The sequence below is a fragment of the Pseudomonas berkeleyensis genome, from assembly GCF_014109765.1.
Taxonomy (GTDB): Bacteria; Pseudomonadota; Gammaproteobacteria; order Pseudomonadales; family Pseudomonadaceae; genus Aquipseudomonas; species Aquipseudomonas berkeleyensis.
Genome location: NZ_CP059139.1, coordinates 2,179,887 through 2,191,877, shown reverse-complemented (window position 1 = coordinate 2,191,877; position 11,991 = coordinate 2,179,887). Strand labels below are relative to the sequence as shown.

Sequence of the window (11,991 nt, the reverse complement as noted above, 5' to 3'; positions counted from 1 at the left end):
GCAAAATCGGTACGCACGGCGCACCCTACCGTTTACGTAGGCTCGCCATGATCGACGGGCCCAGAGCCGTCAGTGCCGAGCCGAGCACGACGACCACCGCTCCCGCATAGGCAATCCAGTTGACCTGTTCGGGCACCACGTGATCAGGCCACCAGCTCGCCGCCAGCGCCACCGAGGCGAAGGTCACCAGCGGCGTCAACGCCAGGGTCGCGCTCACCCGTGAAGCCTCCCAGTGCGCCAGTGCCTCGGCGAAGGCACCGTAAGCCACCAGAGTATTCAGGCAGCAGGCCAGCAACAGCCAGCCTTGCAGCGGGTTCAGCTCCAGCACCTGCAACGGCTGCGCCCAGGGCACCAGCAGCAGCGCGCAGGCCAGGTAGATCACCATCATGATCTGCACCGAACTCCACGATGTCAGCAACTGCTTCTGCGCCAATCCATAGAAAGTCCAGACGAAGGCCGCGGCCAGCACGGTCAGTACGCCGGTGGTATAGGTCGTCAGCGAGGTCAGCAGCTCATCCAGACGCTGATTGAAGAACAGCGCGAAACCCAACAGCATCACCCCCAGGCCAATTGCCTGGCCGAGGCTGAAACGCTCGCGGAAGATGAACACACTGCTGATCAGCAGCAGGATCGGCGCCACCTGAATCACCAGTTGCGTGGTGCCTGGGCTGAGCAGGTTGAGCCCCATCAGGTACAGCACGTAATTGGCCGTCAGCCCGCCAATGGCGAGCGCCAGCAAGCCGCCGCCCTTGCGCCCCAGCGGGCGGAAACTCGGCAGGCGCCGCGATACGGCCAGATAGGCAAACAACAGAGACCCCGCCACCATCAGGCGGTACCAGGTGACCGTGACCGGATCCATCACCTGCAGAACTTCTTTCAGCTTGATTGGCAAAACGCCCCACAACACCGAGGTGGTCAGGGCAAGGAACAGGCCGTACATCCAACGGCCAGAGGAGATATGCATGGCGACCTCGTGCTTGCGATAGGCAGGCTCGCCAACCGCAGCCGATCATTCTAGGAGAGCTCAGACGGGCGACACAGTAACAGTTCCCCCTCGTTGCCAGCGGCAACTGTACCGCTCGCCGCAACGGAAACGTCAGCGCGATGACGTCAAAATCACAGAAATATCGCTAAAAAACCGCGATCAGGCTGCCTAAATCGACCACTGATCGCTTTGCCCAACGCGCCACATGGCGCGCAGTAGACTCAACTCATCCAGCCTCTGCAGATGGAGTTCTTGTCATGTTCGGCCAACGCAACGTCGACCCTCATCCGGGGACGCACTACCGCAGTTCACGCGTGAGCGCCGTCAATGGGCAGTATTTCTTCGCCACCCGCGAAGGCACGCTGGAAGGGCCGTATCTGTCCCGCCATGACGCCGAGCAGAACATTGCGCGCTATATCGAACGAATGCTCATGGCCGACAAATTGCTGCGCCACAGCAGCGAGCATATCGACCAACTGCAACGTCGTGAGGCGATCAAGCACAATCAGGAGCAGTGACTGCCCCTCCCCTCAAAGATGCGCCAGGCCCAGATCCTGCCGGTGCGCTGCCAGATGCGGCAGCACGGCAGCCAGCAATGGCTCCTTGAACGCCTCCTGAAAACGATGAGCCAGCCCCGGAATCAACTTGAGCTCAGCGCCCTTGATATGCGCAGCAACATGCACGCCATGCATCACCGGCAACAACGGATCGGCAGTGCCATGAACCACCAGCGTCGGTACCTGCAGACGATTGAGCAGCTCGACCCGGCTCGACTCGGCGAGAATCGCCAATAGCTGGCGCTGTACACCTTCGGGATTGAAGGCACGGTCGTAAGCCACCTCGGCCTGATGCAGCAGCAACGCACGATCATCGTGTACCGACGGACTCCCCAACGCCGCGAGCAGATCAGCCTGCTGCTGCAGAGCCGCCTCACGACTGCCCGCCTCTCGCCGCGCCAACAGGGCTACCAGCGCATCGCTGGGCGCCGGCAGGCCCTGCGCGCCGGAACTGGTCATCACCAGTGTCAGGCTGCGCACGCGCTGCGGTGCCAGGTCAGCCAGGTGCTGGGCGATCATGCCGCCCATGCTCGCCCCCAACACATGAAAATCATCCACGCCCAGGCTGTCCATCAGCCCCAGCGCATCAGCGGCCATGTCGCGCAAGTGATAAGGCGCCCCCAGTGACAACCCCAGCCGATAGCGCACCACCTCGTAGGCCAGGTTGATGCTTGGCGCAGGCGTTCTCCAACTGCTCAGGCCAACGTCACGGTTATCGAAGCGCACGACGCGAAAGCCCTGCTGACACAGGCGCTCGACCACTTCGTCAGGCCAGTGAATCAATTGCCCGCCCAGCCCCATGATCAGCAGCAAGGCAGGATCGCGCTCACTGCCAACGCTCTGATAGGCCAGCCGCACGTCGCCGACATCCGCATAGCGGGTCGGCTCGGACAGGTCACAACGATTGGCCGCAAAGGACGGCAAGCCGCACAGCAATGCAGCGAAGAAAATGAATGCACGCATGGAAAACACCAGAAACGCAGAACCCCATTGAAGCGCGAGTCTGATGAAAGTTGCTCAATGGCGCTGCCACACGGGCGTGACAGTTTGATGAAGGGGGACGAGCGGTATCCCAGGATCGACGCAAGCCCCTCGCACAGCGAACCGTGGGAGGGGCTTTCCTCGCAACAGTGGATAATCAGGCCAGCTCGACGCGCAACTGTCTGGCCGCTGCGACCATGTTCACCAACGCCGCTTCGGTCTCCGGCCAGGCGCGGGTCTTCAGCCCACAGTCCGGATTGACCCACAGGCGCTCGAGCGGGATTCGCCGCGCGGCCTTGCGCAGCAGCCCCGCCATCTCGGCGCTGTCCGGCACGCGCGGCGAGTGAATGTCATACACGCCAGGGCCGATCTCGTTGGGATAGGCGAAGCGCTCGAAGGCCTCCAGCAACTCCATGTCCGAACGCGAGGTTTCGATGGTGATGACGTCGGCATCCATTGCCGCGATGGACTCGATCACGTCATTGAACTCGCTGTAGCACATATGGGTATGGATCTGCGTCTCGTCACGCACACCCGACGCGCACAGGCGAAATGCCTCGGTCGCCCAATCCAGATAGTCTTGCCAGGCCGCCTGACGCAGCGGCAAGCCCTCACGGAACGCCGCTTCGTCGATCTGAATAATCTTGATGCCGGCGGCCTCCAGATCCACCACCTCATCGCGGATGGCCAGGGCCAACTGGCGCGCCTGCACCTCACGCGAGACGTCCTCGCGCGGGAACGACCACATCAGCATGGTCACCGGGCCGGTCAGCATGCCCTTCATCACCTTGTCGGTCAGGCCCTGGGCGTATTTGATCCACTCCACCGTCATCGCCTGCGGGCGGCTCAGGTCACCGACGATCACCGCCGGTTTGACGCAGCGCGAACCATAACTCTGCACCCAGCCGAAACGGGTGAAGGCATAGCCGTCGAGCTGCTCGGCGAAATACTCGACCATGTCGTTACGCTCGGCCTCGCCGTGTACCAGCACGTCCAGCCCCAGGCGCTCCTGTACCTGAACCGCGTGGCGAATCTCGCTGTACATGGCCTCGGTGTACTCGGCCGCACTCAGCTTGCCCTGCTTGAACGACTGCCGCGCCAGACGGATGGCCGAAGTCTGCGGGAACGAACCGATGGTAGTGGTCGGCAGCAGTGGCAATTGCAGGCACTCACGTTGCTGCTCGATGCGCTCGGCGAACGGCGACTGACGCTGGGCATGACGCGGACGAATCGCTGCCAGGCGGGCCTGCACCTCGGGCTTATGGATACGCGCAGAAGCCGCACGCTCCGCCTGCACGGCACGGCTCTGCGCCAACCCGGCCTGCACCTCGGCATCTTCCGGTGCTTCCAGCGCTCGGCCCAGCAAGGCGACTTCTTCGCACTTCTGCACGGCGAAGGCCAGCCAGCCCTTCAGCTCGGCATCGAGCTTGTCTTCGCGGGCCAGATCCACCGGGCTGTGCAGCAGCGAACAGGACGGCGCGACCCACAGCCTCTCACCGAGACGCTCGTGGGCGTGGCGCAACACGTCGAGTGCCTTGTCCAGATCACAGCGCCAGACATTGCGGCCATTGACCACACCCAGCGACAGCACCTTGTAAGCAGGCAAACGGTCGAGAATGGTCGGGTACTGCTCCGGCGCGCGCACCAGATCGATATGCAGCCCGTCGACTGGCAGATTGGCAGCCAGGCCCAGGTTGTCTTCCAGTCCGCCGAAATAGGTGGCGATCAACTTCTTGCACGGTTCGCGCTGAATCAGGTTGTAGGCACGCTCGAAGGCGTTCTTCCAATCCTGCGGCAAATCCAGCACCAGGATTGGCTCATCGATCTGTACCCACTCCACACCTTGGGCCGCCAGGCGCTGGAGGATCTCGCCATACACCGGCAACAGGCGCTCGAGCAGCTCCAGCTTGTCGAAACCCTCCGTTTCAGCCGCAGCGCCCTTGACCTTGCCCAGCCACAGGTAGCTCAGCGGGCCGATCAGCACCGGCTTTACCTTGTGGCCCAGCGCATGGGCCTCGTCGACCTCCTCGAACAACTGCCCCCAGCTCAGAGCGAACTGCTGATCGATGGAAAACTCCGGCACCAGGTAGTGGTAGTTGGTATCGAACCACTTGGTCATCTCTTGCGCATGAGCGCCACCGCAACAGCTGTGGCTGCTGGTGCCACGCGCCATGGCGAACAGCGTGTCCAGCGTCGGCTTGCCGGACGCCGGACGGAAGCGCTCGGGAATGACACCAAAAGCCATGGAATGCCCCAGAACCTGGTCGTACCAGGCGAAGTCGCCCGCAGGCAGCAGATCGATACCGGCATCTTTCTGCAGCTGCCAGTGCTCGGCACGCAGACGCTTGCCGACCGCACGCAGCCCGGCCTCGTCCAGCTCACCTTTCCAGTGGGCTTCGAGGGCTTTTTTCAGTTCGCGATCGCGACCGATACGGGGGAAACCGAGGGAATGGGACAAGGCCATGACGTAACGCTCCAGAATGAATCGAGATGGCGCCATTCTCCGCAGGGCCAGAGAGTGAGACAAACTCAAGATTTTCGTCTTGATCTATAGATTTACTCATGTAATCTGCATGAACCATTTTCATCCAACCTATTGAACTGGATGAATGAACCTCGCCGAGAGCCGCCATGCTTGAGCTACGCCACCTGAAAACCCTGCACGCCCTGCGCGAAACCGACAGCCTGGTCGAGGCCGCCGAGCGCCTGCACCTGACCCAATCGGCGCTGTCGCACCAGTTCAAGGAATTGGAAGAACGCCTGGGCCTGCAGCTGTTCGTACGCAAGACCAAGCCGGTGCGCTTCACCAGCGCCGGCCTGCGCCTGTTGCAGCTGGCCGACGCTGCCCTGCCCCTGCTGCGTGGCGCCGAGCGCGACCTGGCACGCCTGGCCGGCGGCACTGCCGGCCGCCTGCACATGGCCATCGAATGCCACAGCTGCTTCCAGTGGCTGATGCCGACCATCGACCAGTTCCGCGATGCCTGGCCGGAAGTCGAGCTGGATCTAGCCTCGGGTTTCTCCTTCGCCCCCCTGCCGGCACTCGCTCGCGGTGACCTCGACCTGGTGGTGACCTCTGATCCGGTGGAACTGAGCGGCATCACCTATGTACCGCTGTTCACCTACGAAGCCATTCTCGCCGTGGCCAACCAACACCGCCTGGCGACCAAGGCGCATATCCAGCCACAGGATCTGGCAAGCGAAACCCTGATCACCTACCCGGTGGAACGTGACCGCCTGGATATCTTCACCCGCTTCCTCGAACCGGCCGACATCGAACCCGCTCAGGTGCGCACCTCGGAACTGACCGTGATGATGATGCAACTGGTGGCAAGCGGCCGCGGCGTCTGCGGCCTGCCCAACTGGGCGCTGCATGAATACAGCTCGCGCGGCTACGTGCGCGCCAAGCGCCTGGGCGAGAAAGGTCTGTTCGCCACGCTTTATGCAGCGATCCGCACCGACATGCTCGATGCGCCCTTCATGCGCGACTTCCTCCTCACCGCCAAGGACACCTCCTTCGCCAGCCTCGAAGGCGTCAGCGTGGCGCGCTGAACCACGAGCAATGGCAAAAAGCCAGATATCGCCTAGGCTTAACGAAAGCTGAGATCAAGGGCGGGGAAGGAAGCACGGCAGGGACGCTTCTTAATACGAGCGAACAGCGGCGATCATGCCGCACAGAAACGACAAAGCCCTCTGATCGAGGGCTTTGTCGTTTCCGCTCACCTGAAGGCAAACGGAGCTGAAACTAATAACCGAGCTAACGAAGTGCATGGGGTCGGCATCCTGCCTGTTGGGACACTTCGTTAGCCCGGTGACCGGAGAGTAGTCCAGCCAGTGGCACTGTGCCAAGCCTCAATTACACACATTCACTCACAAAATCAGGCAAGCCCCGTAAGACGCCACCTGTGGGCGAATCGAGGGTTGCTTGTGCGCAGATAAGGTCACGAACGGCCATACAAAAGTCATCAGCCAGAAACGAAAAAGCCCGAATCGCGATGCGATTCGGGCTTTGCTTGCATATGGCGGGAAGATAGGGATTTGAACCCTAGGTGCCATTGCTGACACAACGGATTTCGAATCCGTCCCGTTCGACCACTCCGGCATCTTCCCAAGCGGCGCGAATCATAACAGCTCAATCCGTTTTGGCGAAGCTTATTTTAAAAATTTTCTTGTGCTATCAGGTGGTTGTGTAAGTTCGCCCTAGGGTAGGCAGGCTTCCGGCCTCGCTAGCATGGCTAGCCCAGCCTGAACCTGACGTGTAGTGGTCTACTGATCCAGGACATCCATTTAGGGCGAGAATGCTCGCCATAGAGAGGTGTCTGATGACCAAGCAACGTCGTTCCTTTACGCCCGAGTTCAAACGAGAGGCCGCTGGTCTGGTGCTCGATCAGGGCTACAGCCATATCGAAGCAGCTCGCTCGCTGGGGCTGGTTGAATCGACGCTTCGTCGCTGGGTGAAACAGCTCCAAGAGGAGCGCCAGGGCGTTACCCCGGAGAGTAAGGCATTGACTCCCGCACAGCAGAAAATCCAGGAGCTGGAAACCATGATCGACCGACTGGAACGGGAGAAAGCGATCCTAAAAAAGGCTACCGCTCTCTTGATGTCGGACGAGTTCAATCGTACGCGCTGATAGGCCAGTTGAGTGAGTGGGAGTCGGTGGAAGTGGTCTGTTCAGCCTTCGACGTGGTGCGCTCTTGCTACTACGCCCATCGTCTACGGCGCTGCCGTGTTGATGCACGCTGGGTTGCCCTGCGCAGTCAGGTCAATCAGCTGTTCAACCAAGGTCGAGGCTCGGCTGGCAGCCGCAGCATTCTGGGTATGTTGCGTGAGGATGGCGTAAGCATTGGCCGCTTTCGGGTGCGCCGGTTGATGCGTGAGATAGGTCTGGTCAGCAAGCAACCAGGCTCGCACGCTTACAAGCAGGCTACAGTTGAGCGGCCAGATATCCCGAACCGGCTCACCACCGAACGACCTAACCAGGTCTGGTGCGGCGACATCACCTACATCTGGGCGCAAGGTCGCTGGCATTACCTGGCGGCGGTGCAGGATCTGCATACAAGGTGAGTGATCGGCTGGGCACTTTCCGTCAAGCCGGATGCTGAGCTGGTCATCAAGACGCTGGACATGGCCTACGAGCAACGAGGCAAACCGCAGCAGGTGCTGTTTTTCACTCCGATCAGGGTAGTCAGTACGCCAGCCGCCTGTTTCGGCAGCGGCTGTGGCGATATCGGATGGAGCAGAGTATGAGCCGTCGAGGTAACTGCTGGGACAACTCACCGATGGAGCGGTTGTTCCGCAGTTTGAAGTCGAAGTGGATTCCACCGACCGGTTACCTGGCAGCTCAGGAGGCTCAGCGGGACATCAGTCATTACCTGATGCACCGCTACAACTGGATCAGGCCACATTAGTTCAACGATGGGCTACCGCCTTCGGTGGCCGAAGAAAAACTTCGGCTCACTGTCCGGGATGGGTTGACCACTACATGGCCCCTTCATCATGAGCCCTGCACTAGCAGGACTTTCGGGCGTGACCAACAAATGAACATGATTGGTAATCAGACACCAGGCATGGATCGCGCATCCATGTTTCTTTGCTTGCTCCACCAATACATCCAGATAAAAAAGATAATCCTCGTCAGCGTAAAAACAGGCTGAGCGATTGTTACCTCTCTGAATCAGATGAAGTGAAATACCTGGCAATAAAACACGTGTTCGACGTGGCATACAGATCTCCTTCCATGGATTTCCATAAATCTAGACCAATAAACGTGGTCTGTCCCCTATTGTCTCATGAACCGTTTCATTAATTTTCTTGAAACCTAAGCCCTCAGCAGCAGCCCCGGACTATTTAGTGGTTTTAAATATAGGTTCTGTTGCACCAACCTAATTACTCTTAAATTTCACGCTGCTTAAACACCCAAACTCCCTGATCAAGTATCGGCTCCGAGGCATCTAGCCGCAAGCACTTCACTGTAACCGCCCAGTCACCCTCGCAATCAGCAATCACCTCAGTTTCAACACAGGAGGCAGACTCAAAATCATCATCATCATCATCGATTTCTCCGTCAAAATAGAATCTAATATCCAGAATCAGTCCCGATACTGAAAATATAACAGCACGAAGCTTCCCTGAAACCTCACCTAACAATGCCCTTTGAATATTCAGACGGGCCATCACGATCAAATCATCAAGAGAACACATTATTTACGGCCTCACTGGCACAATATGGATACCATCCTTAGAGTAGTGAATTATTTCATTCGCTGTAGGTGTTGCCACCCCTGCTCCATCTATATATGTCCCTATAGGCCCACCAAAATTCACCCTTTCTTTCGAGCCTGGCATGCCAAGTGGAATATTACCGACCTGCTGTCCAGTTCCAGCACTTTCGGCAAGCTTGCGGGGGTCACTGCTCAAAACACTACGGCCTGGCGTGTACGAATTATGACCTGGAAAGTGCTTCTCTTGAGCACTCCATTTAACAGCGGGCACCTCTTTTGCCCCATTAAATCACCTTAATTTCAGGGACTTCTCTCTCATGTAGTCCTCTAAATAACTCTCTAAGGGCTTTGCTGTTCCAAGAACATGAATCTCACCGGACTGCTTATCAATTAAAAATGGGGCATTCCCTGCGAGCTGAGCTGACAGTTCACCAGTCTCCAAAAAATCCTTTGATTGATAGCAAAAGTACCACCCCTCGGAAAACTCACCCTCAAATGTAATTTGCAAAGGAATTTCAGAATCCGTCAAATACTCCTTTGCCCGCTCCAAGGCACACGCATAAGTGATCATTAATTGGTTCTCAAAACACTAGGGGACAGACCACGTTTTTACTAAAGGTCAGGCGCAATCTTGGGACGCCCAGGCTTACCTCTTGTAACTCTTCGCCCCAGTGCAGCCTCAACTTCAGCAGAAAATTTCGGGCTTCCCAGTGCGTAATTTCCATTTGTAGCAGCACGTATTTGATCAACCAACCCTGGGTCTAGCTGATAGCGGAACAACTCTCTGTATGCCTCAGCCCTAAGCCTTTCATCTCGACCCAATGCTTGGTAGAGAGGATGCGGACAGCGCAGCATTGAGGGCTCACCCTGCGCGTTGGCCCGATGGCTCGACCAGCGATATTCAGCTGGGTGCTCAACCATACCGGCACGTACAGGATTCATCTCAATGTATCGGTAACAAGCCAACACATATGCCTCTCCCTGCATGAGGCACGAGCGGAAACGACCCTCCCACAGCGTCCCGCTACGGCGGTATGTGCGATTAACATACTGCACGTAACGCTGCCCTAGCCCCCTTCATCATTAACCCTGCACTATCAGGACTTTCGGGCGTGGCCAACAAATGAACATGGTTGGTCATCAGACACCAGGCATGGATCGCACATCCATGCTTCTTTGCTTGCTCCACCAATACATCCAGATAAAAAAGATAGTCCCCGTCAGCGTAAAAACAGGCTGAGCGATTATTCCCTCTCTGAATCAGATGAGCTGAAACGCTTGGCAGTGATATTCGTGCTCGACGTGGCATACAGACCTCCTTCCATGGAATTCCATAACCCTAGACCAATAAACGTGGTCTGTCCCCTATTGTTATTCCCCCACCATTGGGAGTGGTCATTTTCCAGGCTTCCTTCGCCACCTCCGCCGGAGTAGCAGGAACGATTTTTATTGGGACACCAGCCTGAGAAGCAGCTAATAAACGACGATTGTCCAAACTGTAAATTACGCCATCTTTCTCAAAGACACGTATCGGCGGAAAATCATCAGGCGATATCTTTCCAGACTTTAGTCCATCAATCGTCGACTGAAGGGACTGCCCATCCTTGAAGGTGTTCGAAACACTATTCTGAGTGAACTTAATGTCTGCTGGATTGGCGTAACCAGTGAGGTTCTCCGGCAACTTAGATGGCAGCGCGCTAGCAGTTGCTTTTGCACCAACTGTAAATCTATGACTTCAAGCCCTTCAGATGCCTGAATGGCCCCTCTTCCAAAGAGAACCCCATATCCAAGGCTAATTGAATAGCCTCGGCATATTCCTCATCACTTATAGATACATCATATTCGCAAATATGGTCACACAAAATCTCGAAAGCCAGGCTCTCTTCACTATATCCGACATAATCTAATGCTCCCTGAAGCAGCGTAGAATCTAGCCGCCCCTGGAATCGCTCTCCAAATTTTACAATACGATCAGCGTACATAGAGACCTACTTTATGGGCTTATAGGGTGGAATTGGTGCATTGTCGGGAAAGGCCGTGACCACCTTGCCTGTAGCTGGCTGGTAAACAACACGCATACGAACTCCGTCACGCACTTCATAAGCAACCCATTTGGCAGGATCGCCTTTGCTTGTATAAATCCCGCCAGTTCCTGTTTGGGCGTACCACTTGGTATTAGGAGACGTCGCAATGTCGCCAACCTCGTGAACTATTTTATCTGCCGACCAACTCTGAGGGAAAACTGTCTTCCCTGGTTGACCTGGCCACATATGGCCACCACTTCCAGGCTTGTCGCCATACAAAATATGTTTTTTAGCTTCAGGGGAAAGAATATCGACATAATCCTTTCCAGTCGCTTTTGCCCCACCCGACAAATCCTCCAACACTTTTGCAGATTCTGCAACCTTACCCTCCTTGAACAGGTCTTTGGCTTTTTTGATACCCAGTACAGCGGCATCCCCCACGCCCGGCACCACCCCGACTGAAGCCATCAGGTAATCAAAAGGTGTTTCAGCCTCAATAAGCGCCTTTACATCGCCGACTGGTGTGAAGTCAGCTCCAAATCCAACAATAGCCTCAACCAGCCGCTTCAGTTCCGGCGTAGTCTGCGGCGTCTGCGCAAGCGCGTTGGTGATGCTCTGAACCTCACGCTCAAAGCTATACTGCTGCAGCGCCGGATCATCGTTTATCTGCGCATTCCATTCCGGCGTCCCTCTATAAGGTGCAAAGCTTTCCCGGGCTAAAAGTGCATCGGCAAGTAGTTTTCCACAACTGGCACTCGCTGCATCCGCTCGAGAAAAGGGGACAGATTTATTTATTGCCCCGCATCACCGGCAGCCGAAAATAAATCTGTCCCCTTCTCCGCTTTGTCCCCTTCTCCGCTTAAGATGGAGTTATTGCTACGTGATGAGGTACACCGGCAAGCTCAGGCGCTGGAGTAAATTTGTGGGGATTATTCAGAATCTCCCCCTTTTTTTCGCTAGTCTAAAAATCAACTTAAATCGAGTGACCTTAATTGCCCTTCTTCATCACACAAAATAGTGACTATGCCGTATGGGCAATCAAGCGTTATTACCTTGTTTTTGTACTCTTCATCAATAACGCCAGACGACTTTCGATCAGCGTTATCGAATCTAATTTCCAGAAAATATCCCTCCCCATTGTCTTGATGTGGCAGGGCATCACAGCCTCCTTGCGCAGATAAGATTTTCTGAATTTCCTCAATATGAATCGAAGCCATACCTACAC

The 11,991-nt window shown here is 56.6% G+C and carries 12 protein-coding genes, 1 tRNA gene and 2 pseudogenes; 3 read left to right on the top strand and 12 right to left on the bottom strand.

Features of this window, described 5'->3' with window-relative positions; translation table 11 throughout:
- Positions 1-25 precede the first annotated feature (25 nt).
- On the bottom strand, positions 26-964 hold the full coding sequence (locus tag HS968_RS10250; protein WP_182371156.1) for a DMT family transporter: 939 nt from the start codon (positions 962-964) through the stop codon (positions 26-28).
- A 278-nt stretch (positions 965-1,242) separates the two neighbouring features.
- Between HS968_RS10250 and HS968_RS10245 the strand changes: the two genes are divergently transcribed.
- Positions 1,243-1,503 (top strand): DUF6316 family protein, encoded by a 261-nt coding sequence (locus HS968_RS10245; RefSeq protein WP_119695018.1) that lies wholly within the window; start codon positions 1,243-1,245, stop codon positions 1,501-1,503.
- A gap of 12 nt (positions 1,504-1,515) precedes the next feature.
- Here HS968_RS10245 and HS968_RS10240 read toward each other — a convergent pair whose 3' ends face one another.
- Both HS968_RS10240 and metE read right to left on the bottom strand, forming a co-directional pair.
- On the bottom strand, positions 1,516-2,505 hold the full coding sequence (locus HS968_RS10240; RefSeq protein ID WP_182371155.1) for an alpha/beta fold hydrolase: 990 nt from the start codon (positions 2,503-2,505) through the stop codon (positions 1,516-1,518).
- 175 nt (positions 2,506-2,680) lie between these two features.
- Positions 2,681-4,987, bottom strand: coding sequence for a 5-methyltetrahydropteroyltriglutamate--homocysteine S-methyltransferase (gene metE, locus HS968_RS10235; protein ID WP_182371154.1), 2,307 nt, complete (start codon positions 4,985-4,987; stop codon positions 2,681-2,683).
- 167 nt (positions 4,988-5,154) lie between these two features.
- Here metE and metR point away from each other — a divergent pair, with 167 nt between their 5' ends.
- Entirely contained in the window at positions 5,155-6,072 is a 918-nt protein-coding gene (metR, locus tag HS968_RS10230) for a transcriptional regulator MetR (protein WP_182371153.1), read from the top strand.
- A gap of 468 nt (positions 6,073-6,540) precedes the next feature.
- Here metR and HS968_RS10225 read toward each other — a convergent pair.
- Positions 6,541-6,630, bottom strand: a tRNA-Ser gene (locus tag HS968_RS10225).
- Positions 6,631-6,842: 212 nt separating this feature from the next.
- Here HS968_RS10225 and HS968_RS10220 point away from each other — a divergent pair.
- A pseudogene (locus HS968_RS10220) lies at positions 6,843-7,926 on the top strand (IS3 family transposase); the annotation flags it as partial.
- 15 nt (positions 7,927-7,941) lie between these two features.
- Here the strand turns inward: HS968_RS10220 and HS968_RS10215 are convergent.
- From HS968_RS10215 to HS968_RS10180, 8 genes and pseudogenes are all read right to left on the bottom strand, one after another.
- The gene (locus HS968_RS10215; RefSeq protein WP_238338932.1) at positions 7,942-8,244 is read right to left on the bottom strand and encodes a transposase; all 303 of its coding nucleotides are present in this window, start codon (positions 8,242-8,244) and stop codon (positions 7,942-7,944) included.
- Positions 8,245-8,413: 169 nt separating this feature from the next.
- A complete protein-coding gene (locus HS968_RS10210; RefSeq protein ID WP_182371152.1) occupies positions 8,414-8,695 on the bottom strand; it encodes a hypothetical protein in 282 nt (93 codons plus the stop codon).
- A gap of 30 nt (positions 8,696-8,725) precedes the next feature.
- Positions 8,726-9,013: a polymorphic toxin type 50 domain-containing protein gene (locus tag HS968_RS26645; RefSeq protein ID WP_182371151.1), complete on the bottom strand. Its 288-nt coding sequence runs from the start codon at positions 9,011-9,013 to the stop codon at positions 8,726-8,728.
- A gap of 18 nt (positions 9,014-9,031) precedes the next feature.
- Positions 9,032-9,313 (bottom strand): YrhB domain-containing protein, encoded by a 282-nt coding sequence (locus HS968_RS10200; protein ID WP_182371150.1) that lies wholly within the window; start codon positions 9,311-9,313, stop codon positions 9,032-9,034.
- Between the two features lie 471 nt (positions 9,314-9,784).
- Positions 9,785-10,051, bottom strand: coding sequence for a transposase (locus HS968_RS26365; RefSeq protein ID WP_238338931.1), 267 nt, complete (start codon positions 10,049-10,051; stop codon positions 9,785-9,787).
- A gap of 418 nt (positions 10,052-10,469) precedes the next feature.
- The gene (locus HS968_RS10190; protein WP_182371149.1) at positions 10,470-10,724 is read right to left on the bottom strand and encodes a MafI family immunity protein; all 255 of its coding nucleotides are present in this window, start codon (positions 10,722-10,724) and stop codon (positions 10,470-10,472) included.
- A 6-nt stretch (positions 10,725-10,730) separates the two neighbouring features.
- Positions 10,731-11,093: pseudogene (locus tag HS968_RS10185) on the bottom strand (EndoU domain-containing protein); the annotation flags it as partial.
- Between the two features lie 641 nt (positions 11,094-11,734).
- Positions 11,735-11,983, bottom strand: coding sequence for a hypothetical protein (locus tag HS968_RS10180; protein ID WP_182371147.1), 249 nt, complete (start codon positions 11,981-11,983; stop codon positions 11,735-11,737).
- Positions 11,984-11,991 lie beyond the last annotated feature (8 nt).